Source organism: Arenibacter sp. F20364 (genome assembly GCF_023015905.1).
In the GTDB taxonomy this organism is placed as follows: Bacteria; Bacteroidota; Bacteroidia; order Flavobacteriales; family Flavobacteriaceae; genus Arenibacter.
On sequence record NZ_JALKBD010000003.1, the window covers coordinates 18,168 to 43,684 of the forward strand.

Consider the following 25,517-nt stretch of genomic DNA (forward strand, 5'->3'; position numbering starts at 1 on the left):
CAGGTACTCCGACGCTTGTTTGTCCGTTCCGTTCAGGCGGGCCTGCCCGAATCCATTCAGGCGGGCCTGCCCGTTCCATTCAGGCGGGCGTCGAAATGTTATTAGTAGTTTCCTTCTGATGCCTCAAGGGCTTGTCACTCCGTTCGTAAACTTTTCACAGGATTGGAATTTGCAGCTTTAATGGCCTGAAAACTAACTGTGATCACTGTTACGAACATTGCCCCGATGACGGCCATTGCAAAAACCCACCACTCCAATAGTACATGATATGGATAATCTTGCAACCAACCGTTCATAACATAATAGGCTATAGGCACTGCAATAAAACATGAAATAATGACCAATTTTAGGAAATCTTTCGAGAGCATCCTCCAAACACCAAAAACAGTAGCGCCCAACACCTTACGAACCCCTATTTCCTTAGTACGCTGTTCGGCCACAAATGAGGTTAGACCGAACAAACCAAGACAACTTATAAAAATGGCCAAAGCCGTGAATATTCCGGATAGTGTTCCAATTCTTTCTTCAGAAGCAAATTTTTCTCCGTATTCCGTATCCACAAAATCATACTCAAACGGAAGGTCTGGAAAATGCTCTTTAAATACGCTTTCTATGATAGTTAAATTCTGACTAGCACTTTGGTTTGGGTTCAATCTTAAATTATAGAAGCTGGAATTACCATGCTTGTCGAATACATACACCCCCTGTTTAACGGCTTCGTAAGGGGATTGGGTTATCATATCTTCGACCACCCCAATTATCTTCAATGGTGGATTAGGGTCCTCTTCGTCATCATCCTTTAAAAATTTTCCAACGGGATTCTTGATTCCCATATATTTTACGGCAGTCTGATTTAACAAAACGGCGTTTGAATCTGTAGCGAATTCCCTTGAAAAATCGCGCCCATCAACAATTTTCATACCCAAGGATTTGGCATATTCCGGAGTTACCTCAGTCCAAGCTAAATCTTCCTGGAATCCTTCCGGCTTGCCATCCCAATCAAAACCACTTCGGTTAGACCAAATTTGTGTGGTTGGGCTACTTGAGGCCGACATTTCGATAACGGCGTTCGAGTTTAAAAACTCGGTTCGCATTAAATCATATTTACCTTGGAAATCCTGGCTGAAGGTGGGTATCTGTACCAATCCTTCTTTATCATATCCAACTGGACGGTTTTTGGCATAGTTGATCTGCTGCATAACAATTACAGTACCTATAATGAAGGCTACCGAAACCGTAAATTGTAGAATTACCAATATTTTTCTGGGCAAACCAGCATATTTGCCAGCTTTAAATGATCCCTTTAAAACATCCACAGGTTTGAAAGAGGATAAATACAGAGCAGGATAGCTACCAGCCACCAAGGCTGTAAATAAAATAAATACCAGCGAGCTCAGCCAAAAGACACTATTGGTCCATGGAAAGGAGATTTCCTTTTTGGAGAGATCGTTAAATCCGTTTAAGCACAGCATTACAAATACTATGGCCACTACAAAAGCAAACAGGACCACTATAAAAGATTCACTTAAAAATTGATTTATCAACTGATTCCTTCGCGACCCGATTGATTTTCTGATTCCTACCTCTTTGGCTCTTTTTTCAGATCGCGCAGTACTAAGGTTCATAAAGTTAATACAGGCCAAAAGCAGTACAAAGGCCCCAATTATTCCAAAAAGCCATACATATTTTATCCTTCCGCCAGACTGCTTTCCGTTTTCAAAATTGCCACGCAAGTACCAATCTTTCATAGGGAAGAGAAATATTTGCGGATTGAATTCTGCCGTATCTTCGTTCAGGTTTTTCTTTACATTTAATATTGCCTCGGTAACCCTATCCATAGTGGTATTGTCCGCAATCTGGACGAACATTTGAAACGAGTTGTTTCCCCATTGATCCTCGGCATTTTTCATCCACTCCTGTGAGGCAATCATTTTGTCCCAGGACATTAAGAACTCGGTATCGTGAAAAGAATTGTTAAAAGGAATATCCTCATATACCGCGCTGACCATTACATCATACTGATTGTTCACTTTTAACGTTTTGCCTATTGGTTCTTCATTGCCAAAAAGTGCCTTGGCGACGGATGCTGAAAGCATAACGGAATTTAGCTCGCGCAGGCCGTCCTTCTCCCCCTTCAGTATCTTTAAATCCAACATTTCCGGAGCCTCCCGCTGCATGAAGTTACCTGTTTTGGAAAGGCTTTTGTCTTTGTATTTTAGATATCTTGAGATATTCCAGGAAGACATTACAAGATGTTCGAAGTTGTCATTATAACCATCCCTCAATGCCTTTTCCAAGGGTCTGGGTATGGCTGGACCCGTACCCGTATTCCCGTTAAAAGTTTGTGACTGAAATACCTGGGCTATCTTCTCCTTCTTGGAAAAATAATTGTTGTGGGACAGCTCGTCCTGTATCCAAAGTCCAATTATAAGGGTTACGGCCATACCCAATGCCAGTCCGCCAATATTAATGATGGAATACCCCTTGTTATTAGTTAGGTTTCTCCAGGCGATTTTTAGATAATTCTTAAACATGTTGTTCGATTATTGATTTGATTGATGATATAGTTTTTTATCCTTAGTTGTTGACTTTTAACCGCTCACTATTCATTATTAATTCAAATTGATTACTGCATACTGCCAACTGTTCACTGTCCACTGTATAATCTTTCACTCTGTTCGTAAACTTTTCACTGGATTCACTATGGCTGCTTTTATACTCTGATAACTTACAGTAAGTACTGCTATTGCTAGGGCCATTAGTGCTGCTAAGGCTAAAATCCACCAACCTATTTCAATGCGATACGTAAAATCTTGGAGCCATTTATTCATGATATACCAGCCCAAGGGCAAAGAAATAAGCACTGCTATACCCACTAGCTTTAGGAAATCAGTGGTCAAACGATACGTTATTTGACCCACGCTTGCACCTAGTACTTTTCTGATTCCAATCTCCTTGGTCCGTTTTTCGGCATTAAAGGCCGCTAGGCCAAATAGCCCAAGACAGGCAATCAAAATTGATAGTATGGTAAATACCACAAAAATGCGTCCCAATTTTTGCTCTGCTTGGTAAGTTGTATTGAAAGAATCTTCCATAAAACGATAGCTGAATAATTGGCCAGGCGCCACTTTGTTCCAGATAATTTCAATACGGGCTATCAAATTTGAAAAATCGCCAGCTTTTAACCTAATGGCCAAAGAACCTGTAGAATTTCCGAGAAATAAGCCCAAGGAGGCTATATCTTCCCGGAGAGATGCGTAATGAAAATTTTTAACCACCCCAATCACGGTATAGAATACTGGGCTTTCTACACCAAGATCACCAGAAACCCGTGTCCCCAAGACTTCTTCAGGCGTTAGCCCCAATTTGGCAACCGCAGACTCATTAATTATAGTAGCGGTGGAATCAGTTGGGAAGCGTTTATCAAAATTCCTTCCTGCAATAAGCTGCATGTCCATGGTCTTTAAATAGTCATGGTCTACCACCCAATTCTGCATTTGCAGGGCATTTTCCTGTTCTGTTGAACCTTCCTTGAAAAAGGAATTGTCACTGCGGAAAGAAGGTGTGGGCAAATAGCCGGTCAAGGTTGCAGTTGCCACTTCGCCCAATTGCATTACTTCCTCCTTAAAGGATTGTACCTGGTTACCCGCGGCATGGACATCCTCTATAAGCAAGACCTGATCTTTGGCAAAACCAAGGTCCTTGCTTTGAATGTATTTCAACTGCTGAAAGACCACTAGGGTGCTAATTATCAATAAAACGGAAATGGCAAATTGGAATACGACCAAGGAATTTCGGATCTTTCCCCCGCCAATGCTATTCTCCCCCCCGCCTTTGAGAACTTTGGCGGCCACAAACTTCGACATAAAAAATGCAGGGTAACTTCCGGAAAAAAGACCTAGAAAAGTTACGGCGACTATCAGGATTATCCAGAAAATAGGATTAACGAACGGTATCGAAATGGCCTTTCCAGAAAGGTCATTGAAAAAAGGAAGGGCAACCATGGCAATACCAATGGCCAATATCAATGAAATAAAGGAAATCAACCCTGCTTCGATCAAAAATTGCCGTACCAGTTCCGTCTTGTTGGAACCCAACGTTTTTCGGATGCCTACCTCCTTAGCCCTTTTTAGGGAATGGGCCGTTGACAAATTCATAAAATTGACACTGGCCAAGAGGATTAAGAACAAACCAATAAAGGAAAGAATATAGACATTTTGAATACTGCTGTTGGCACTTAGCTCTATCTCCCGGTTGGAATACAAATGGATATCGGTCAAAGCAATGGTACTATACTTCAAATAATTTCCGGATGCCTCAAAAGATTCCGCTGTGATACCCGGATAGAAATTCTGCACATATGGGAAGATATATGTTTCCAACATTGATTGTAAGGGAGCTTGAAAATCAGCAATATCCGCCCCCGGCAACAATTTTATAAAAGTGAAGTAGTTATGGCTAGTCCATAGCATTTGCTGTGCGTCATCGAACCCGGCCATGGCCATTAAAACATCATGGTCCCTAAACATAGAGTTTTTAGGGAAATCGGCGACAACTCCAGTTACGGTATAGGTGTCGGTGTTATTCAGCAACAGCTGTTGACCCAAGGCATTATTTACACCAAAGTGCTTTTCGGCCGCCGTTTTCGTTAGCACCAAGGTATTAGGTTCGGTCAAGGCAGAATTTACATCACCTACGAGCAGGTCAATGCCAAACATTTTAAAGAACGTGGAATCCGCAAAAGCAACATTGGATTCTTTGGTATTGGCTTCAGTACCTTGTTTTCTTAACAACAGACTCCCTCGATTCCTTATTCTTGTTACAGACTCTATTTGGGGAAAATCACTTTTGATGGCAGCGGCCATAGGGGCACCAACTTCAGCGGACCTCATCGTTTTGCCCCCGAACTTTATATCCGCATTTATCCTATAAATACGGTCGGCATCTTTGAACATGGTGTCAAAATTCATCTCATCGTAAATGTACAAGGAGATGAGCAGCCCTCCGGCCATACCTATGGCTAGGCCAAAAGTATTAAGGAAGGCGAAAAAAGGCTGTCTTTTTAGGCTCCTCCAAGCGATTTTGATGTGATTATTAAACATGATGCCCGATTTTTGATTTTGATGAATAAACTCTATACCTCTTATTAATCCGCAAGGTTTCCAAAACCTTGTAGGTTTCATTTCAAATCCTATGATAGGCTACATTTTGAATTCATAGCCCAGACCTACAAGGAGGTCCACCGAAATGGCGGACAACACCTTGCAGGTCTATCTCATGGCCCCCACTGCCCTATTATGGCTTTCGGTGGCAATTTGTCCATCAAATAGGTTTACCACTCTGTGTGCATAGTGCGAATCCCGATCTGAGTGGGTTACCATCACGATGGTAGTTCCTTCCTGATTTAATTCGGTCAATAAATTCATTACTTCGATTCCGTTTTTGGAATCCAGATTTCCAGTAGGCTCATCGGCTAAAATCAATTTTGGATTGGTAACAACGGCCCTTGAAATAGCGACACGCTGTTGTTGCCCCCCTGAAAGTTGCTGTGGAAAATGCTTTTCACGGTGGGCAATCTTCATCCGTTCCAATACCTCCATTACCTTTTGCTTGCGCTCGCTCTTGTTCATTTTAAGATAGATCAACGGTAATTCCACATTTTCATAGACCGTGAGTTCGTCTATCAGATTAAAACTTTGAAAGACAAAGCCCAAATTGCCCTTGCGCAATTGGGTACGCTGATTTTCCTTTAAATGTCCCACCTCATGGCCTGCAAATTGATAACTCCCGGACGTTGGGTTGTCCAGCATACCTATTATGTTCAACAAGGTAGATTTTCCGCAGCCAGAAGGCCCCATAATGGCAACAAATTCCCCATCTTGAACTTTGAGGTTAACGTTGTTCAGGGCTAAAGTTTCTACCTCTTCGGTCCTAAAGCTTTTTTTAAGATTCTGTATTTGTATCATTCTAAAAGGATTATGCGTTATATAATTGACGTCCTTAACTGCCTATTTGTGACAGTTTTGGTTAAATATTTTTTAATTTTATTTTAAAATTACATGATCGGCCTCTCCAAAAAGGTCATAATTGGAGGTAATTACTTTCTCACCATTTTCCAGTCCTTCCAATACTTCGTAGTATCTGGAGTTTTGTTTTCCTATCCTTATATTCCGCTTTAAGGCCTGATTGCCATCCGGATCCACTACAAAAATCCATTGTCCCCCGGTACTCTGAAAAAAGCTCCCCTTGGGCAGTAGTAAGGCATCACTGGATTCACCCAACTGTAACTTTATGTTATAGCTTTGACCAGCGCGAATATTTTCGGGCTTGTCCCCCGTAAAAACCAAATCTACCTTAAACTTACCATTACGCACTTCGGGATATACCTTCCGTAACCTCAGGGTATACTCTGTTCCATTCCGTTCAAAAGTGGCATTTAAGTCGCGCTTCACTCGATCTATATAATGCTCATCTATATCCGCCTCTACCTTAAAGTCCGTAAGGACATTGACCTGCCCAATACGTTCACCTTGGCCAATATTCTGCCCTATTTCGGCATCCAAAAAACCCAATTGTCCATCTGCAGGCGCCCTTACGTTTAAATGGTCCAGACGTTCGTATACCATGGTCAATGTCTTGCGCATACGTTCTAGATCCGTATCCAAGCCTGCCAAGGAGGTGCTGCGCATTTCGTCATCGTGTTCAGTCTGTAATTTGACTATGTCATATTGCTTCTTGGAAAGCTCAAAGTTTTCTTTTGAAATTAAATACGCTTCCCTCGATATTAATTCGTCATCGAACAATTCTTGGTTTTGTTCAAAATTTCGCTTCAGTTTGGTGAGTTCGTACTGCGCATTGGCCAATGACTTTCTTCCTTCCACCTGTCTGGAGTCGAAAGTTAGTTTCGTAGACCTAAGATCGTTCTGCTTTAAGGCTAAATTACTTTCACTATTCAAAATTTGCTCATAAAGGCCTATATTTTCCAACTTTAGAATGATATCCCCTTGTTTTACCATGGCTCCTTCCTCAATCAATTTTTCAGTAACCCTCCCGCCTTCGTAGGCATCCATATAAATAGTAGCAATAGGCGCCACCGTCCCATTAATGGTAATGTAATCATCGAATTTGCCCTGGATTACCTCCGAAATTGACAACTTGTCTTTTTCAGTCCTAAAGGTACTTCCCCCACTTCCGGTTATCATTTTCCAACCTACAAAGAGCAGTAATATCCCAAGAGCTATGTACCCATAGTGTTTTGGTCGAAGTCCTTTCTTTTTTTCTAATTGTATATCCATTTTAATTGATGCTTTTTATGTTAAAAATAGGCAGGCCTTGGTAAAATGACAGCGTATTATGGTTGATTTGAAGTAGTTGTTTTACCTGTAAATTTTTATTTTGTGAGGTAGCGAACATGGATTTGGCAAGGTTTAGTTCCATTATCGTGAACAAGCCTTTTTCATATTTTTTTTGCGCCACTCCAAAAGCCTGTTCTTGGGCCAGAATTTGTTTTTCGCTTTGGATGAGTTCAACCTGTAGCGCCTTCTCCTCCTGTACCAATTGTTGTATGGCCTTAAATATTTCCTGCTCTTGTATTTCCAAATTATTCTGCTCCCTTTTCAAAGCAATCTTTTGTTGTTTTATGTTGGATCGGGTAGACCAGGCGTTGAAAACGGGAACGCTAAGTGAAAAACCAACGAATCTGGAGGCGTTGTCCTTAATCTGGGTTTTGAACGGAATAGTAAGGCCAAGGGTGTCCCTTGTAGTTTCATAATATCCGGTACCGTAGCCCGTAGAAAAAGAGAGTGAAGGATAAAGCCTTCCCCTGGCAATGCCAACTTCCTTCTGGGCTGCCTCCATTCTATATCTTTGTGCTTTGAGCAGGGGGACAAAATCCTTTGCCTTTTGGTAGATACTATCAGTGTCATTTTTGGTTTCTATAATAGTATTGGTAGCTACTGGATTTAATTGAATGGTATTGGCGTTTACCAAATTCATTTCCTGTATCAGGCTAAGCTTGGCCGCCTGTAATTGGTTTTCGCTCTGGGTAACACCCAATTGATCCGAAAATAATATGGATTCTGCCTCATATAGATCCGCGCCGGCTTTCAGCCCCAGTTCAATTTGTTTCTTGGCCAATTTAAAGTTCGCTTCCGAGATGGACAATTGCTCCTTGGAGATTGCCAAGAGACCTTCGTAATACTGAATATCATGAAAAGCAGTCATGACTCTAAGTGCCAATAAAAAACGTTGTTGTTGTGCCGTTTCTTGGGTTGCCTTAAACACAAGCTTTCTTGCCTTGATCGTATTGATCTTTTGGAATCCTTGAAAAAGATCAATAGAGGCATTAAGGGCATAACCATTGGAGAAAAAATCGGTATCTACTATATCATTGGTATAGGGGTCCGTAGATCTACCATATCTAATATTATAATCGGCGAAACCGTTTACCCTTGGAAGCATATCCCTAATGGCCTGATTATAACTCTCCTTCCCAGAATTTTCTTGATATTGATAATCACGCAGTGTAAGATTATGCTCCAAAGCATAAGAGATGCAATTATCCAAGGTCCAGTTCTCTTGTGCTTGGAGATACATGCTGATTAACATCAATAGAAAAAATAATTTTCCTTTCTTAAAACCCATAATACAATTACATTTAAAGAAGTCAATCACAGGATACCTAAAAACCTTCTGACTCTTAGTTGTAGTCCAAGTTCGTGCCATTATTGTATCTTATTGATTTTCAGCTATATAAGAATTGTATGCTATATTTGAGGTATTTAAACGTAAAATATTTGTACAATAAGTGTCCAATATTTAGACACTTTGCATGTTTTAAAAAGTCTGTTTTGTAGTTTTAAATTTCCAATAATGATAGAATTATGGTAGATGCCAAGATCCTTGTAATAGACGACAATAAAAGTGTCCTGAGCGCTTTGGAAATACTTTTGCAATTTGAATATTCCAGCATTAGCACCATTTCCAATCCGAATCGGATATCGTCCTTTCCAGATTTGGATAAAATTGATGTTGTGCTCCTGGATATGAATTTTTCGGCAGGTGTTAATACGGGTAACGAGGGTTTGTTCTGGTTAAAGGAAATCAAAAAAAAAGCCCCAATGACCGCGGTTATAATGATGACTGCCTATGGCGCAGTGGAATTGGCAGTCCAGGCTTTAAAGGAAGGAGCATCGGACTTCATTTTAAAACCATGGAACAACGACAAGTTTTTGGCTACTGTAAAGGCGGCCTTTATGCTTCGCAATTCTCAAAAGGAAATAAATCAACTTAAAAAAAAGGAAAGTAATTTAAAACAGGTCATTAATCAGGACAAGAATTATATTATTGGTAATTCAAAGGCCTTGAGCACCGTTTTAAACCTCACGAATAAGGTCGCCAAAACCGATGTAAATGTGCTGATTACGGGAGAAAATGGCACTGGGAAGGAACTCATTGCCCGTCAGTTGCACAAAATGTCCCCTAGACAAAATGAGGTTTTTATTGCTGTAGATATGGGCTCAATTTCAGAAAATTTGTTTGAAAGCGAGTTGTTCGGCCACCTAAGAGGATCTTTTACCGATGCCAAGGAGGATAGAATTGGTAAATTTGAAGCAGCCAATGGAGGCACACTGTTTCTGGATGAAATAGGAAACCTTTCCTTGCAAATGCAAGCTAAATTGCTTTCGGCCATTCAGAATAAGGTTATAGTGCGAGTGGGCTCCAATGTGTCCATTCCGGTAGATATTCGCTTGGTTTGCGCTACCAATTGTAATTTGGAACAAATGGTAACAGATGGGCTGTTTCGCGAAGATCTATTATATCGAATTAACACCATACATATAGAGGTACCTCCCTTACGGGATAGAGCGAATGATATTTTGATACTGGCAGATTTCTATTTAAAGAAATTTAGTTCCAAATATGCCAAGCACGGACTTCGGATAAACGATATTGCAGAGGAAAAATTAAAGCAATATTCTTGGCCGGGCAATGTACGGGAATTGCAACATACCATGGAAAGGGCAGTGATCTTGTGTGAAGGAAATATTCTGAAACCTACTGATTTTATATTGAATACTAAGTCGTCCACGACCTTAGAGCTAGTGCCAAAGACCTTGGAGGAAATGGAAGAGATTATGATCCAAAGCGCCCTGCACAATAATGATGGAAATTACAGTGCCGCTGCCGCACAATTGGGAATATCCAGGCAAACCCTTTATAACAAAATTAAAAAGCAGGATAATAATGCTGAGTAAGAATTTTTATTTCCAGACCATAGGCAGGGTAATCTTTATTACCACTACGGCCTTATTGTTTGCTTTTCTAATGGTTGGGAATAATTATGTTTATGCGTTTTTAATGCTAATTGTCCTTGTATTCCAAGCGTACTATTTAATTAGATATGTAAATGAGACCAATAGAAAAATAGCCTATTTCTTTGATGCCATAAAAAACGAGGATTTCACCCTTAGGTTTCCTGAAAAATTGAGTATCAAGTCCCTTGAGGAGCTTAATCACAGCCTCAATATGCTCAATGAAATGATTCAAAAAATTCATTTAAAGAATAAGACTCAAGAACGTTTTTACCAGGAGATTCTTAAACAGGCCGACATAGGTATTTTGGCCATAAACAATAAGGGACATATTCTTTTTGCAAATCCGAGGATTGAGCAGATGATCAATTATACACCACTGAACCACATTAAGCAACTGTCCCAAATTGACGAAAATTTATATCTCGTTTTCAGTGAATTAAAACCCTTTGAACGCCGAATGTTCCAGTTGACCAATGAACGGGAAAAAGTAGACTTGACTATAAAGTCCTCCTCCTTTAATTTGGATGGGCAGGAATTATTATTGGTAGTCATCCAAGATATACATCAGGAATTGGATGAAAAGGAGACCGACTCTTGGACACGACTTATTAGGGTCTTGACCCATGAAATTATGAATTCCATTACTCCCATTACCTCCATTTCCGATTCCATATTGAAATATTACGCAGTGGGCGACAAAGGACTTGGGGACGTTGTCGCAAATCAGAAACGTCAGGAGAACACCATTAAGGGCTTGGAAGTCATTAAGGATCAAGGAGCCAATTTAATGAGCTTTGTACAGTCTTACAGAAGCTTTTTAAATGTTCCGGTACCGGACAAAAAAATTGTAATGGTTCAAAATTTATTGGAAACGGTCAAATTCTTGGTCGGGCAGGACAGGGAATTTTCGAATACTTCGATTGAATTAGAAATACAATCCCAAGATTTAGAACTTTTTATCGATGAAAAGCAAATCACCCAAGTACTGATCAATCTTTGTAAAAACGCCTTACAGTCACTTTCCAATCAAGAAAACAGTTGTATTAAATTGATAGCCGGAACCAATGGGGATGGGCAAAAATACATAGAAGTAAAGGATAATGGCCCAGGGATACCACCAGAGTTGATAAATGAAATATTTGTCCCATTTTTTACTACCAAGATTTCAGGAACAGGTGTAGGGCTTAGTCTTTCCAAGCAGATATTGCGCCTGCATGGCGGCAATTTAAAGTTGATTTCCATCCCCAACATAGAAACTTCTTTCGTACTTATTTTTTGAATATCATAGGATAACCATTGTTGTTTTTGCTTAATCGATGAAGTACAGTAATATCCGTTGAATTACTTTGATTTGGAAGTGAAATATAATGAGAAGCAAAAACTAGGTATAATAGCTAAGAACTAAGTTGAAAAAGGACTATTTTGCTAATACTAAGCATATAAATAAAAATGTTGCAATACATTCCCTTGAGGACGTATGCCATCAATTTCATAAGCCAAAGCGTTGGATTACTAAAAGGACTAAAATGAAAACCAGAATAATTAAAATGAGAGGCGTACAAAAGTTCATCCAATTTGTTTATAATATAAATTCGGACTCGGTTCATTTAGAAAAATATACGCTAATTATCCTATTTTACCTATTGTTATTGCAACCGGCAAATGGGCAAACAGGCAGCATAAAGGAACCAATACGTTATACAGGAGGCGTGACCATTGATCCCACTAGCCATGAAGCTGGATTGAGATATGCTATTGGTGTTCAAAACATTCAAACCATGCGGGCAAACAGAACTCATCCTGAACTGGGTGACGGTTACGGATGGACCTATAGCCATGCATCAAACCTGGCCTACTGGAATGGGCAGTTCTTTCAACAATATTTAAGTGGAGTTGCAGATGAACATATTTCTCCTGTGCAAACCCTGCTTATAACTTCAAAAAATGGCAAGGACTGGAGTTTCCCAAAAGTAATTTTCCCTCCTTACGAAGCCCCGCAAGGTGTGAAAATTCCAGAAGGATCTACGGGTTATATGATGCATCAACGAATGGGGTTTTACGTAGCGCCCAACGGACGTTTTCTTACATTGGCCTTTTATGGTCATACCGAAGACCCGTTCAGGGAAAATGGCATTGGTCGGGTAGTAAGGGAAATATACAAAGATGGTACCATGGGGCCTATTTATTTTATACGTTATGATAGTGAATCTCCTTGGAATGAAACAAATACAACCTACCCTTTTTACAAAAAATCTAAAGATAGGGGCTTTATTGCTGCATGTGATTCCTTGTTAAACGATAAATTGAAGACATTGCAATGGTTTGAAGAAGATAATGGGGCAGATGGATTTTATTCCTTTAATAAATCGGAACAGGCTTTTTCATGGTATAGGCGTAATGACGGAAAAACTGTTGGGCTTTGGAAACATTCCTATGCAGCACTTTCAGACGATGAAGGGCATACATTTTCAGATCCGGTAAAAGTAAATACCCTTGTTATGTCGGGAGGTAAAATGTGGGGGCAAACAACCGAAGATGGCAACTATGCAATATCGTATAACCCTATAGATAATTCTGAATATCGTTACCCCATGGCTATAGTAACCAGTGAGGATGGTATTATTTATGATAATTTATTGCTAGTTCAGGCCGAAGTACCTCCTAGACGGTTTTATGGGAGATGGAAAGATTTTGGTCCTTGTTATATGCGGGGTATATCACAAGGAAATGGAAATCCACCAGGTGAAGATATGTGGATGACCTATAGTATGAATAAAGAAGATATTTGGATATGCCGTATTCCTGTTCCTATTAAGTATAAAGTAACTGAGGATGTTTATGATGATTTTGAAAACTTGACTGTTGGAGGAACAATTACTAACTGGAATACCTATTCTCCAAAATGGGCGAAAATGAGTTTAATCCAGGAGAAAAATGGAAACAAATGTATAGAAATGAACGATGAAGATCTGTACGACTATAGTCGGGCGATACGTGTTTTTAAAGAAGGCACCGAACTTGAGGCAAGTTTTAAAATAAAGGTTCAAAGTATGGACACCACACAATTTGATATAGATGTAACCGATAGGTTTGGTAATAGACCAGTACAAATTACTATGGGGAAAGATGGTTTTATAAGAGCATCCAGCGGTTCTGAAATGAAGCCGTTGATGAAATTTGAGGTTGGTAAATGGTATAATTTTAAAATTGAAGTAAATACGGCTAACCTAGGGAGTTATTCCTTATTTGTTGACGATACTATGGTATTGGAAAATACACCTACAGTGATGACAGTTAAGTCTATAGAGAGGTTATCTTTTAGAACCGGTGCCTTTCGTGCTCTGCCCAATAGAGATACCCCTAATGAGGATTTCCATCCTCCGTTAACGGATGCCGATGAGAAACATAATCTTTCGAGTTATTTAATTGATGATGTTTTTATTTCATCAATTAAAAAATAATTGCACACATGATCAAAAACCTCAAGCGTCATCTTGGTATGTTTTTGAAATCCTAAACCATGTAATATTGCATTTACACAACAGAAAATGCACCGTTCACATCATTTTTATCAATTTCGGCTACCCTTTAAGTATTTTGTCTAGGATTTAACACACGAGATACACAGTATGAAATTGAGAAGTATAATTGTAGACGATTCGTCTATGCAGCGAATTGCCGTAGCCAAATTGGTGAACAATCATCCAAACTTGACATTGGTAGCCGAGTATAGCAATGCCATTGAAGCAAAAAATGGTATCAAGAATAATAACATCGACCTTATTTTCCTAGATGTAGAAATGCCCATTATCAATGGCTTTGATCTATTGGAATCCTTGGAAAACCCACCACAGGTAATTTTGATTACGGGTAATCCCAATTATGCGCTTAAGGCTTTTGACTATGACGTAACCGATTATCTTTATAAACCCGTTACTGTGGATCGCTTTCATGCCTCCGTTAAAAGAGCCTTGACCAAATATGAGCATATGCAGACGGAGCAAGAGGAGGATGAGTATATCTTCGTAAAAAGCAACCTAAAAAAACGCAAAGTTGTCCTAAATGACATCAATTGGATCGAAGCGCTGGGCGATTATATTAAATTGGTAACTCCTGAAGCCAATATCGTTGTTCTTTCTACAATGAAATCCTTTGAACAACAGTTGCCGGAGGATAAATTTCTAAGGATACACAAATCCTATATCGTGAATTTGGAAAAAGTAGAAAAGTTCAACAGTAAAAATGTTGAAGTTGCAGGAAAACAGGTACCATTGAGTCGACACAAAAAAACCGAATTGACAGAGGCGCTTTACAACGTTTAAAGATTGCCCTCGTATATAGATTAATAACATTAAGGAAAGCTATTGGCAGCCATTATGCCAATAGCTTTTTTTATTTAACTCCTCCCCTATTATATGCGATAAATAACTTCTTTTTTTTGGCAATCAGGAAATTTTTGGGGATGCTATATACTCGATTTCAATGAATAGGGAAATGGACTTATTTTTTAGGCTATAAAATTTATTATTCAAATTATGCAACCTTTTGATTGATAGGCTGTCTTTAAAATATCAATCAAAAAATAGCTAGTTAATGAAAACAAAGTCAATTTACGTTGTTCTAATAATTTTAGGGAGTATTATCTCGTCCTGTGACCATGAAATTATTAGGGCACGGGGGGAAGTTACCAGTAGAGAGATTAACTTTTCTGGATATTCAGCGTTAAATGTATCGCACGCCTTCGATACTTATGTTCGATTCTCGGATACGGAAGAAAAAATAGAAATTGAGGCCAACGGGAACCTACACGATAAGATCATTGTTGAAATGGTAAATGGCACCTTAAGCATCAGGTTCCGGGACCATATAAACATTAAGGGGAACCCTACCTTAAATGCATATATTGTTACCAAAAGCATCAATAATTTTAGTCTATCTGGTGCTTCCAAGGTTACTTTAGAATCTGAATTAGTTGCTACTGAGGTGTTCATAGAACTATTCGGGGCTTCCGAATTTACCGGAGAATTGGATTTGGACCAGTTGGACTTGGAAGCAGCTGGGGCTTCATATATCGACATTTTTGGCGAAGTTGATAATTTTGACGTTTCCCTATCTGGGGCCAGCACCCTTAAGGATTATGATTTAACAGTTGGAGCATTGGACATTGGACTGTCAGGGGCAAGCGATGCCTATCTGTCCGTAGCACAAACAATGGATATTGACGCTTCGGGTGCCAGTAAATTAAGATATAAAGGTAATCCGGAGATCAATAAACTAAAATTGTCAGGGGCTTCGGAAATTATTAGGAAATAATAGCAGTGGGATTGGTTAGCCAAAGACAGCTGTAGTTTGTTAGAATAATCATGAATTTTACTGAACTGCCCCCGAATTGGTTTCCATGTTTTTTCCTCTTCTTTTCTGTACATTGCTTTAATAGACACTTTTTTTTCAGGAAGTTTTGAAGGGATCGAACTGGAAATTATTGTTATGCCATTCTTCTTAATCTAATATGTGAGCCTGCCCTTATCCTCTTAGAGATTCACTTCAATATCCCCATTGGGCGCTTTAAAGGATTTATTATCCTTGGGCTTACTGGAATTAAGTCCAATGATAACAACTAACAGCAATTCAATTTTTTGGCAACCATACTAATTGGTTTAATCTTTTTTTATCGCGATACGCGGGGTTACTAGGTCTATTCTAGTAGAAAGGCCTGCCTCAGTCGGTCAGGCAGGCTTGCACCTAGGTAGTTTACTGCTTTGAACAATAATCTCATATTGGAAATTGTAAATTCTATTATTAAGAAGTTCAGCTACACTTAGGCCCTAAAACAGCAAATTTAGAGTCGGTACCTATCTTTTCTAATTGGGAAAAGGACCATTCCCCATACATTTTTACTGTTTTAATGGTAGCCTCCTATATATTTTAATTATTTAGTATATACATAGATTTTATGGATGTGGTGTATGACATCCAAGAAGGACAGGTAACCAAATCTTTTTTTTCGTTTTCCTAGAGCAACTTCAAACTTCAGGATCTTTTTATTTTCATTCTTTAACTCTTTTTGGTATTTGTAACACCCAATAGTTTCCGAAGGGTATCCAATAGTGCTTAGGTTTAATTAGTATAACAATAAGAATATTAACGTGTACTAAAATTTCCATAAAATTAATATTAAATCGATGTAGGCACAAAAAATACCATTAATTGAATTAATATTGGTTGTATATATTCCATTATTGATGAAATTTTGCAGTGTAATAATATTTTTTCCTTTTTACGCAAACGATTGCGTTAAGAATAACTAACCTGGCAAGTGATATGAAAAATGAAAAAAAGTATATCCAAAAGTTAAGTGAAGTCGGTATGGATGATCTACCAAGAGTTGGTGGCAAGAATGCCTCCCTTGGCGAAATGATCCAGAATCTTACGGCCCAAAACATTAAAGTACCTAATGGTTTCGCAGTTACCGTGGAGGCGTATGACGCGTTTATTAACGAAAACAATTTGAAGGAAAAAATAAGTGCGGCTTTGGAGGGATTGGACACAACCGACATTATCCAACTCCGAAAAACTGGCTCCAATATTCGGAAAATGATTTCCAACGGAAAATTTCCCGTTTCTGTGGAAAAGGCCATATTGGAATACTATTATGTGCTGTCCGAGGATTACGATCAGGATGCCACTGATGTGGCCGTACGTTCATCCGCAACGGCGGAAGATCTTCCTGATGCTTCCTTCGCAGGGCAACAATCCACCTATTTGAATATCCGGGGTGGCGAGATGTTGCTGACGGCCATCAGAAGTTGTTTTGCATCCCTGTATACAGACAGGGCCATTTCCTATAGGTCCTCCCGGGGATTTGATCACTTTGTCATTAAATTATCGGTTTGTGTGCAAAAAATGGTGCGCTCGGATCTGGGTTCTTCAGGAGTAGCCTTTTCATTGGATACGGAAAGTGGTTTTAAGGATGTAGTGCTGATCAATGGCGCTTATGGTCTGGGCGAACTAGTTGTGGGAGGCGAAATATCCCCTGACGAGTTTATAGTCTTCAAGCCCACCTTGGAAGAGGGCTTCAATGCCATTATAGATAAGAAATTGGGCAAGAAAACCCATAAGATGGTATATGGCAATAAACCCTTCGAAACGGTAAAACAGGTACCTGTGGATCAAAAAATTCAGGATTCTTTTTGTTTAAAGGATCCCCAGATCATACAACTGGCGCAATGGGTACAAAAAATTGAAAACTATTATAGTTCCGTACGAGGATCCTGGTGTCCTATGGATATTGAATGGGCCATTGACGGACTATCCCATGAACTGTTTATTGTTCAGGCCCGCCCGGAGACCATCCATTCCCAGGAACAGACAGAGAGTATAAAAGAATATGAAATTGAGGATGAGGACCAATTGGCGGACAAACTTATTCTTGAAGGGGTTGCCGTAGGCGATAAGATAGGAAATGGAAAGGTATACAGGATTTTTACCTTGGATGGCAGGGACGGCAGTGCCGATGAAATAGATTTCAAGGAGGGTGATGTCCTGGTTACCGAAATGACCGATCCGGATTGGGAACCCTTAATGAAGAAGGCCTCGGCCATCATCACCGAAAAAGGGGGAAGAACCTGTCACGCCGCTATTGTGGCCCGTGAAATTGGTGTCCCGGCCATAGTGGGTGCTGCCCATGCTACTACTCTGCTGGCAAACGGACAGGAGATTACCGTTTCCTGTGCCGAAGGGAATATAGGAAAAGTTTATAAAGGGAACATTAAATACAAACTTCATGAAACGGCTTACACCGAATTTCCAAAAACCAAGACACCCGTTCTAATGAATATCGGGTCTCCCGAACTGGCCTTTCAATATCGGAAAATACCCAATGGCGGAGTGGGTTTGGCAAGGGAGGAATTTATCATCAATAATTATATAAAAGTGCACCCTTTGGCCTTGTTAAAGCATAAGTCCTTGAATGATCCGGCCCTTTCCTCCACCATTGTGGAATTGATCAAAGGCTATGAATCCGAGGAGGCCTTTTTTATCAATAAATTGGCACAGGGAATTGCCAAGATCGGGGCGGCTTTTTATCCCAATAGGGTCATCACCCGATTGTCCGATTTCAAGACCAATGAATATTTCAATCTATTGGGAGGCAATCATTTTGAGCCCAAGGAAGAAAACCCGATGATCGGATGGCGGGGTGCTTCGCGTTATTATTCGGAGACTTTCAGAGAGGCCTTTGTGTTGGAATGCAAAGCCCTTAAAAAAGTAAGGGACGAATTTGGTCTGGAAAACATTACCATCATGATTCCCTTTTGTAGAACGCCCCAGGAACTGGTCAAAGTACTGCAGATTATGGAGGAAAATGGTCTTAAAAGAGGCGAAAGGGGGCTTGAAATTTATTTGATGGCCGAATTGCCTTCCAATGTAATTTTGGCCAACGAGTTTGCCCCTATGATAGACGGATTTTCCATTGGGTCCAATGACCTTACCCAATTGGTGCTTGGACTGGACCGCGATTCCAGTTTGGTGGCACATTTATACGACGAGCGCAATTGTGCGGTAAAGGGGATGATCAAAACATTGATTTCCGCAGCCAAAAAACACAAGACCAAAGTTGGAATATGTGGTCAGGGACCTTCGGATTTTCCGGATTTCTCCAAATTCCTGATAGAGGAAGGAATAGACACCATCTCGGTAACCCCGGACTCCATGTTAAAAACCTTAAAAGTAATTCAAGAAATAGAAAACTAGATTATGAGCAATACTATAGAAGATATCCTTTTGGATGCACACAAACGCAACAAACGTGAAGAATTATTGGCCTTATTGGAAAAAATTCGCCTAAAGAATCCGCATAAGGAACTGACAGACCTTTACCAAATAGCCTATGAAAGGATAATTAAGCCGTAACTGGATTATTGGGGTTTGGGAAATAACCTAAATTTCACTTAGGAAAATTGACGCCAAGGAGAGTAATTTTAGTTAGAAAATAGTATCGATGACAAGTAATCTAGCTCGGGGCAAGCGTTGGAGCACCTGCCTGCTGCAGGCAGGTCAAAATCTCGATGATCGAGTAAATTTTAAATCAAAGCCTAATTTCGGTACAATTTTTCTTCGTCTCACTATGAAAAACCACTCAATTTGCCAGCTTTTGATTTTTTTGTCTTAAACAGAATGCACTTTAAATAGTAAACAGGTCGGAGAGATCTTGGTAATCCCGCGGCTTTGGGTTGCGGTATTAAAAATACTTAATTCAAAGCCCTTTATGGGAACTTTATATTACCAATCAACTGTTTTTGAATGGTATTGGCCTGTAGTGCATTCAAAGTCTGGCAACCGTTTTTTCCAATATGGCCTTGACCCGATGTTTTAGGGCTTCTGGCTCTATAATCTCGGCATAATCCCCGAACATAAGGTACCATCTTGGAAACCCTTGTTCCAAATCCGCGGTCATGAATGTCATCTCTACTTTGTTGCCTTTTATCTTTTCAGAAACAAAACCATAGTGCTTTCGACCACTGTTGATATATCTGGCAATGTTTTTCTCCACCAATATTCTCACCTGTGTCTTTTTAACATCCACATTCTTGCTTAAATGCTCATCCAAACTCCCATGTTCCCTTGTATAGGGAAGGGAGGTTCTTTTTATGCCCAACATTCTGTCCGTTCTAAATTGTCTGTAATCATTTCTATAGTGACAATATCCCAGTAAATACCAAAAATTATTTTCATGAAATAAGCCTACTGGTTCAATATACCTGTCGGAAGGGTGCTTGCTTTGCAGGGAGTGATACTTTAAAAAAACCTGCTTTTTTTCGGCGATACTTTCAAAAAGAATTTCCAGGGCGTTTGGCAGGTTCTCATTGAACAACTGTTGTGATGGGTCTACGGATATCTGGGATTCCAGGGCGGAAATCCAATCCTTTTCACTTCCCCTTAAAACCGATTTAAGCTTGAACATGGCGGCCTGATGATAGCTACCAAGGGACTTGTCCACAAACTTTTGCATCAGTTTTTCCGCGGCCACAAAGCTCCCCGCTTCTTCCCTGGTAAACATTACCGGTGGCAGTCGATAGCCTTCCATTATGGAATATCCTATCCCAGCCTCACTGATTATAGGTACGCCCGAGGCTTCCAGGGTTCTAATATCCCTATAAATGGTACGCAGGCTTACCTCAAAACGGTCTGCCAACTCCTGCGCCTTCACAATACGCTTGGATTGTAATTGCACCAAGATCGCTACTATACGATCAAAACGATTAATTGTATCCATACCCATAATTGCATAACATATTTCCCAAAGATAGGACTTCAAATCAATGAACAATCCAAAATTGGGTTTTGATCTTTCCATGGTGAGACAACTTTCAAAAATATTGATCTTTTAAAACCAATACTTTAAAATCTTTATGTAAAATAAGGCTGTGTTGGTGACAACCCTTTGTCAGTAGCAATTGAAATATTGTTTTGGACAGGTCTAATACGTTGGTTAATAGATAATTATTAAAAATTTATATCTTTTTATTTGCTGCTGACATAGGGCTGTCACTGGTCGTATATAATTTTGGTTCAGAAATAAAAATCACCTAAAAATTATCATTATGGAAACAACATTGAACAAAACATCCCAAGTAATTTCACCAGAAGCCCTATTAAAGCATTGGCAAGGACACAGGGCACTGACGCGTAGAGTAATCGAAGCCTTTCCAGAGGAAGCCTTTTTTAATCATACCATAGGGGGTATGCGTCCCTTCTCGGAAATGGTTTTGGAACTTTTGGGGATTGCCGGGCCAGGGCTTAAAGAAATTGCCACTGGAAAAACAGCATCACTTGATGAGCATAGGGAACACGGAAACCAAAAATCCAAGGTTCTTGAAATGTGGGATGAGGCTACCGAGGAAATCAATACCTATTGGGACCAGTTAAAACTGGAACAATTTGAGAAATCGATTCGGATTTTTGGCCAATATGACGGCACGGCCTGGTCGTCCATATTCTATTTTATCGACAATGAAATCCATCACCGTGGACAGGCCTACGTTTATCTTCGTTCCTTGGGGATAGAACCACCTGCCTTTTATGAACGATAATCTATTTTAATTATGAAAGAAGTATTGGTATTTAAGACGTCTATTAACCATAATCGGGAAATTAGAGTCTTGAAACCCGCTTTGAATAAATTGATTACCAAATGGGGGTATTGGAATTTTGATCTGGAGGATTGTGACAACATCCTCCGGGTCGAAACCCATAGGGTAACCGCAGGGGCCATAGCAAGGCTATTGAACAATCATGGGTTTCTATGCGAGGAATTGGAGTAATCCCCTTATCGGTCGATATGTCCGACGTGGTCACTTCGACATGAGTTGCCTTTCGCAACGATTGAGAAGTCGGACAAGCTTGGACGGTATAACATTTGCATACTATAATTGTGTTTTTTGGAATCACCGATATATTTATGGAAGACAATAAAACTTTGTTGAGCTATAAGTGTGATTTAGCTCATACATATTTGTTTTACGGGTATTCGTGAACCTTCGGTTTCTCCCGATGGTTGAAGTGACCGACTCTAATCCAAAATTACTCTGGAGTAATAAACTTGGGAGCTTTACGATGTTTGGTTCCCTGTTCGTAGGCATAGGCTATTTCCAATAAGACCGGCTCACTCCAGGCCCGTCCAAAAAAAGAAATTCCAACAGGCAACGCATCAACATAGCCCATTGGCACCGTTATATTGGGATATCCTGCCCTTGCTGCAGGGGAAGAACTGCCCAACTGAAAACTATCTCCATTGATCAGGTCCGTTTTCCAAGCGGGGCTTCCCGTTGGTGCTATTATGGCATCCAGATGATGTAAATCCATAACCCGGTCTATTCCTTCTTCCCTACTACCTTTCAGCATGCTGGCCAAAGCTTGCAGGTAAGCGTCATCGGTAAGGTCCCCTTTTTCCTGGGCCATCTCCAGGTATCTCTGATTATAAAACTTTAATTCTATGGAATCCTTTTCATTAAATGCGATAAGTTCTTCCACGCTTTTGATAGCTGCCCCGGGTCCCAGGGATTGGAAATATTTATTCAAGCCGTCTTTATATTCATATAACATAACTTGGAAGGAATACCCACCAACCTCGTCAGTGGATATCTCATTGATATCAATGATTTCTGCACCTTGACGCTTCATAAAATCCACCGCTTTATACAACAAGGTATCTACTTTAAAATTTTTGCCCATAGGTGCTTGGTATAGCCCGATTCTCTTACCCTTTAATCCGTCCTTATTTAAGAATTGTGTATAATCCTTATAAAATCTCCCTTGTCCTGCCACTGTTTTTTCATCGGCCGGGTCGATCCCGGTGAGTACTCCCAAACAAATTGCAGCGTCCATTACGGTACGTGCCATAGGTCCAGGGGTATCTTGGGTAAAGGAGATGGGAATTACTCCAGAGCGGCTAACGAGGCCCACGGTTGGCTTAATGCCTACAATGCCATTGCTAGTGGAAGGGCAGACAATAGAGCCATTGGTTTCAGTGCCGATCGCCAACATGCTTAGATTTGCAGATACGGCCACCGCAGAACCAGAGCTTGAGCCACAAGGATTACGGTCTAAAACATAGGGATTTTTGGTTTGTCCACCTACCCCACTCCAACCACTGGAAGATAATTCCCCTCGGAAATTGGCCCACTCGCTTAAATTGGCTTTTCCCAGGATAATGGCTCCGCCTTCTTTCAACTGTTTGGCAACATAGCTGTCCTTTAAAGGGTGGGAATTTACCAGGGCTCTTGAGCCTGCGGTAGTCGCCATGTTATCATGGGTGTCAATATTATCCTTAAGTAAGATGGGAATACCATGCAGCGGGCCTCTGATGTTTCCCTCTGCCATCTCAAGATCCAATTGCTCAGCATTTTTAACGGCATCAGGGTTTATTTGAATAATGGAGTTTAGCATGGGGCCACTATTATCGATCTCCCCTATCCTTTTTAAATAGGCGTCCACAACCTCCTTGATGGTGTATGTGCCGTCTATAAACCCTTGTTGTAATTCAGCTATGTCCTGTTCCAGAAATCTGAAATTCTCAGTTGTAACCGCCTGCTTTTTTTCAGATGCAACCTGACAGGACATTTGAAGGAGAAAGAATATGGAAAAGAAAATTTTGAATTTATTTAAAAAGTGGTTGTTGCTCATGGTATCAATTTTTGGTTCGAACCTGATGAATTTTTTGTAGCACCGATAAAAAAACAGTATCTGGAGTATCCTTGAATTATAGCTAAGACCTTATAGCCACGAACACTTAAATTACTGCTACACCTAAGTTATTCATTGGTAGCGATATAAACAAACGCTTTAGCAAGATTCGAAGCTATACGGAGTTTTTTAGGGAAGTTATTGGTAGCTATCGGGATCGACTAGTTATATGACTCATTGTTGTCATCACTTTTTAATCAACTTTTTTTCTATGCTCCTTTATTTCAGACGCTGATAGTTCTAAGAATCTAGCGGCATTGTTATAAAAAATATCTCTTTTTTGTTTTTGGCTTAGCCAATCGAGATTGTAAATTATTTCAATATTCTTTCTAACAGTGTCAAAATAATCGGAAGCAAACATTAGCCGGTCTCCAAGCCCTTCACTATATAACTTTTTTACATTTGGCTCCCAAACTTCTTTTGGCATAAACATGCTAACAGCAGAAATCTCACAATAAATTTGTGGATAGGCCTTCATTAACTTCAATGATTGTTCTGAATATTCTCCGCCGTAATGCATCAGGTATATCCTGAGATTAGGATATTTTTCCAAAATAGGTTTTAGTAATTCCGGATTTGCGTAAGTTGGGTTGTAATTGGGGTTTTCCTCTTTATTGACCCTTGCTGCCGGTGGTCCGCTATCTGCATGAATACCAATAGGTATATTAAATTCTTCTGCTATTTTCCAATAAGGTTCTAGTCGTCTGTCTGTAGGTGGTATTCCATAATAATTAAACATAGACTCCCCTAAACTTTTAAAATTTCCCATTTTGTATAGTTCACCTAATTCGGATTCAGTATAAAATTCCTTTTCACAAGGTTGGTCTTGCTCTACTGTTTTTGAGCAAGGGAAAATCAGTCCTGCCCAGAATAGGCTATCAGCTTGAGCGTACATTTTTGCATATTTTAAGGTTCCGCCGCCTAAAACCAACACTACATTATTCTTTTTGTAATCTTCCATGACCCAATCCAGTTTAGCCTTATCGATATCAGTATTTAGATGCTGATATTTTTCATTGTCCCCATACCCTTTCGTGATATGAAAATGCATGTCGATAATGGGTTGATTCTTTAAAAAGTTTTCAATTGTTTCTTGAGCAATAGTTGAAGAAGATGCCATAATCACACCTGAGAAAATTAATTTTAAAACTTTTTTTTTCATATTTCGTCAAATTGCGTAGAACGTCCTGCATCCGAGCATTTTTTGTCTGAAATAGGACAGAAGATATGCTCCTTTGCAATGTTGTTCGGATTTTGTTGAATGAATTCCTTGTTCATTTTTGTTTTGCTAATGAAGCCTAAGGGGCCTGTATTAAAATATGTTGCCCTGACGAGCGCTCAATTTTAGTCCGCTATAATACGTATGCGTGTTGGCACAGAGGCTTTTTTTTTAATTTCTATCCTTGACGGGAATGACAAATTTTAATCCTGACCAAATGTTGTTCACAGCACATACTTTTATATCAACAAGCCCGTTTCTTAATCCTATTTCCCGTACTATATTGCCATTGAGGTCGGTTTCCACTTTAGATGCTTTTTTGGGCCAGGATATCCACAATATTCCATTTTGTTCCATTTCCCGCTTTAGGTGTTTAATATCTTCATTTAGTTGGGATTCACTTTTTACAAAATAGTGAATGAAATCCTTTTTAGTGCTGTTGTGCGTTATTTGCTTTAGGTCGGTGGGTAGGTCGGAAAATAGTTTATAATAATCTTGGGGTTCATTTACGATTCTTATTTTGAACCCATTTTTGATCCCAAGTTTCTTTCCTAAAGGAGTGCCCGAATAACCTGCCGTTTTCATATGTCCCTACTCTTTACAATTGTTTTCAGCTTTTATAAAAAGTCTTCGATTCCACTGCGAGAAATTCGGTTGAAATTCTGAGTAGGAACCGTAGTTGATTAAAGATAGGAATAATTCATTTCATTAACCACCCGAGAAATGTGTTTTGGCTTTAC

At 39.8% G+C, this 25,517-nt stretch carries 18 protein-coding genes; 9 read left to right on the forward strand and 9 right to left on the reverse strand.

Annotated features, from left to right (window positions below; translation table 11 throughout):
* Positions 1-134 precede the first annotated feature (134 nt).
* From MWU84_RS02890 to MWU84_RS02910, 5 genes are all read right to left on the reverse strand, one after another.
* Positions 135-2,534, reverse strand: a complete 2,400-nt coding sequence (locus MWU84_RS02890; RefSeq protein WP_246898030.1) for an ABC transporter permease — start codon at positions 2,532-2,534, stop codon at positions 135-137.
* Between the two features lie 135 nt (positions 2,535-2,669).
* Positions 2,670-5,102 (reverse strand): ABC transporter permease, encoded by a 2,433-nt coding sequence (locus tag MWU84_RS02895; protein WP_246898032.1) that lies wholly within the window; start codon positions 5,100-5,102, stop codon positions 2,670-2,672.
* A gap of 168 nt (positions 5,103-5,270) precedes the next feature.
* A complete protein-coding gene (locus MWU84_RS02900) occupies positions 5,271-5,966 on the reverse strand; it encodes an ABC transporter ATP-binding protein (RefSeq protein ID WP_246898035.1) in 696 nt (231 codons plus the stop codon).
* A gap of 78 nt (positions 5,967-6,044) precedes the next feature.
* Positions 6,045-7,295 carry an efflux RND transporter periplasmic adaptor subunit gene (locus MWU84_RS02905; RefSeq protein WP_246898037.1) on the reverse strand — a complete coding sequence of 417 codons (1,251 nt, stop codon included), beginning with the start codon at positions 7,293-7,295 and terminating at the stop codon, positions 6,045-6,047.
* A gap of 1 nt (position 7,296) precedes the next feature.
* Positions 7,297-8,643: a TolC family protein gene (locus MWU84_RS02910; RefSeq protein WP_246898040.1), complete on the reverse strand. Its 1,347-nt coding sequence runs from the start codon at positions 8,641-8,643 to the stop codon at positions 7,297-7,299.
* Positions 8,644-8,882: 239 nt separating this feature from the next.
* On the opposite strand from MWU84_RS02910, the gene MWU84_RS02915 reads away from it, so the two are divergent.
* From MWU84_RS02915 to MWU84_RS02945, 7 genes are all read left to right on the forward strand, one after another.
* On the forward strand, positions 8,883-10,256 hold the full coding sequence (locus tag MWU84_RS02915) for a sigma-54 dependent transcriptional regulator (RefSeq protein ID WP_246898042.1): 1,374 nt from the start codon (positions 8,883-8,885) through the stop codon (positions 10,254-10,256).
* Positions 10,246-11,595, forward strand: a complete 1,350-nt coding sequence (locus tag MWU84_RS02920) for an ATP-binding protein (RefSeq protein WP_246898044.1) — start codon at positions 10,246-10,248, stop codon at positions 11,593-11,595. Before MWU84_RS02915 ends, MWU84_RS02920 begins: the two co-directional genes overlap by 11 nt.
* A gap of 247 nt (positions 11,596-11,842) precedes the next feature.
* On the forward strand, positions 11,843-13,777 hold the full coding sequence (locus MWU84_RS02925; protein ID WP_246898046.1) for an exo-alpha-sialidase: 1,935 nt from the start codon (positions 11,843-11,845) through the stop codon (positions 13,775-13,777).
* Between the two features lie 168 nt (positions 13,778-13,945).
* Positions 13,946-14,638, forward strand: coding sequence for a LytTR family DNA-binding domain-containing protein (locus MWU84_RS02930; RefSeq protein ID WP_246898049.1), 693 nt, complete (start codon positions 13,946-13,948; stop codon positions 14,636-14,638).
* A gap of 271 nt (positions 14,639-14,909) precedes the next feature.
* Positions 14,910-15,629: a head GIN domain-containing protein gene (locus MWU84_RS02935; RefSeq protein WP_246898052.1), complete on the forward strand. Its 720-nt coding sequence runs from the start codon at positions 14,910-14,912 to the stop codon at positions 15,627-15,629.
* Between the two features lie 1,008 nt (positions 15,630-16,637).
* Complete coding sequence (ppsA, locus tag MWU84_RS02940) at positions 16,638-19,067, forward strand: phosphoenolpyruvate synthase (RefSeq protein ID WP_246898055.1); 2,430 nt, start codon at positions 16,638-16,640, stop codon at positions 19,065-19,067.
* 3 nt (positions 19,068-19,070) lie between these two features.
* Positions 19,071-19,226 carry a hypothetical protein gene (locus MWU84_RS02945; RefSeq protein ID WP_246898057.1) on the forward strand — a complete coding sequence of 52 codons (156 nt, stop codon included), beginning with the start codon at positions 19,071-19,073 and terminating at the stop codon, positions 19,224-19,226.
* 412 nt (positions 19,227-19,638) lie between these two features.
* On the opposite strand, the gene MWU84_RS02950 is transcribed toward MWU84_RS02945, so the two are convergent.
* A complete protein-coding gene (locus MWU84_RS02950; protein WP_246898478.1) occupies positions 19,639-20,595 on the reverse strand; it encodes a YafY family protein in 957 nt (318 codons plus the stop codon).
* Between the two features lie 322 nt (positions 20,596-20,917).
* On the opposite strand from MWU84_RS02950, the gene MWU84_RS02955 reads away from it, so the two are divergent.
* Both MWU84_RS02955 and MWU84_RS02960 read left to right on the forward strand, forming a co-directional pair.
* Positions 20,918-21,406 (forward strand): DinB family protein, encoded by a 489-nt coding sequence (locus MWU84_RS02955; RefSeq protein WP_246898059.1) that lies wholly within the window; start codon positions 20,918-20,920, stop codon positions 21,404-21,406.
* 12 nt (positions 21,407-21,418) lie between these two features.
* Positions 21,419-21,637 carry a hypothetical protein gene (locus MWU84_RS02960; protein ID WP_246898061.1) on the forward strand — a complete coding sequence of 73 codons (219 nt, stop codon included), beginning with the start codon at positions 21,419-21,421 and terminating at the stop codon, positions 21,635-21,637.
* A 259-nt stretch (positions 21,638-21,896) separates the two neighbouring features.
* Here the strand turns inward: MWU84_RS02960 and MWU84_RS02965 are convergent, their stop codons facing one another.
* From MWU84_RS02965 to MWU84_RS02975, 3 genes are all read right to left on the reverse strand, one after another.
* Positions 21,897-23,498, reverse strand: a complete 1,602-nt coding sequence (locus tag MWU84_RS02965; RefSeq protein ID WP_246898063.1) for an amidase — start codon at positions 23,496-23,498, stop codon at positions 21,897-21,899.
* A gap of 253 nt (positions 23,499-23,751) precedes the next feature.
* On the reverse strand, positions 23,752-24,720 hold the full coding sequence (locus MWU84_RS02970) for an amidohydrolase family protein (protein ID WP_246898065.1): 969 nt from the start codon (positions 24,718-24,720) through the stop codon (positions 23,752-23,754).
* Between the two features lie 228 nt (positions 24,721-24,948).
* Positions 24,949-25,362 (reverse strand): DUF3052 domain-containing protein, encoded by a 414-nt coding sequence (locus tag MWU84_RS02975; protein ID WP_246898067.1) that lies wholly within the window; start codon positions 25,360-25,362, stop codon positions 24,949-24,951.
* Between the last annotated feature and the right edge of the window lie 155 nt (positions 25,363-25,517).

Excerpts from the sequence above, each read along its gene's own strand:
- MWU84_RS02890 (WP_246898030.1), bottom strand. The coding sequence starts at position 2,534 with ATGTTTAAGAATTATCTAAAAATCGCCTGGAGAAACCTAACTAATAAC.
- MWU84_RS02920 (WP_246898044.1), top strand. The coding sequence starts at position 10,246 with ATGCTGAGTAAGAATTTTTATTTCCAGACCATAGGCAGGGTAATCTTT.
- MWU84_RS02935 (WP_246898052.1), top strand. The coding sequence starts at position 14,910 with ATGAAAACAAAGTCAATTTACGTTGTTCTAATAATTTTAGGGAGTATT.
- MWU84_RS02975 (WP_246898067.1), bottom strand. The coding sequence starts at position 25,362 with ATGAAAACGGCAGGTTATTCGGGCACTCCTTTAGGAAAGAAACTTGGG.
- MWU84_RS02955 (WP_246898059.1), top strand. The coding sequence starts at position 20,918 with ATGGAAACAACATTGAACAAAACATCCCAAGTAATTTCACCAGAAGCC.
- MWU84_RS02915 (WP_246898042.1), top strand. The coding sequence starts at position 8,883 with ATGGTAGATGCCAAGATCCTTGTAATAGACGACAATAAAAGTGTCCTG.
- MWU84_RS02910 (WP_246898040.1), bottom strand. The coding sequence starts at position 8,643 with ATGGGTTTTAAGAAAGGAAAATTATTTTTTCTATTGATGTTAATCAGC.
- MWU84_RS02900 (WP_246898035.1), bottom strand. The coding sequence starts at position 5,966 with ATGATACAAATACAGAATCTTAAAAAAAGCTTTAGGACCGAAGAGGTA.
- MWU84_RS02895 (WP_246898032.1), bottom strand. The coding sequence starts at position 5,102 with ATGTTTAATAATCACATCAAAATCGCTTGGAGGAGCCTAAAAAGACAG.
- MWU84_RS02960 (WP_246898061.1), top strand. The coding sequence starts at position 21,419 with ATGAAAGAAGTATTGGTATTTAAGACGTCTATTAACCATAATCGGGAA.
- MWU84_RS02965 (WP_246898063.1), bottom strand. The coding sequence starts at position 23,498 with ATGAGCAACAACCACTTTTTAAATAAATTCAAAATTTTCTTTTCCATA.
- MWU84_RS02930 (WP_246898049.1), top strand. The coding sequence starts at position 13,946 with ATGAAATTGAGAAGTATAATTGTAGACGATTCGTCTATGCAGCGAATT.
- MWU84_RS02925 (WP_246898046.1), top strand. The coding sequence starts at position 11,843 with ATGAAAACCAGAATAATTAAAATGAGAGGCGTACAAAAGTTCATCCAA.
- MWU84_RS02970 (WP_246898065.1), bottom strand. The coding sequence starts at position 24,720 with ATGAAAAAAAAAGTTTTAAAATTAATTTTCTCAGGTGTGATTATGGCA.
- ppsA (WP_246898055.1), top strand. The coding sequence starts at position 16,638 with ATGAAAAATGAAAAAAAGTATATCCAAAAGTTAAGTGAAGTCGGTATG.
- MWU84_RS02905 (WP_246898037.1), bottom strand. The coding sequence starts at position 7,295 with ATGGATATACAATTAGAAAAAAAGAAAGGACTTCGACCAAAACACTAT.
- MWU84_RS02950 (WP_246898478.1), bottom strand. The coding sequence starts at position 20,595 with ATGGGTATGGATACAATTAATCGTTTTGATCGTATAGTAGCGATCTTG.
- MWU84_RS02945 (WP_246898057.1), top strand. The coding sequence starts at position 19,071 with ATGAGCAATACTATAGAAGATATCCTTTTGGATGCACACAAACGCAAC.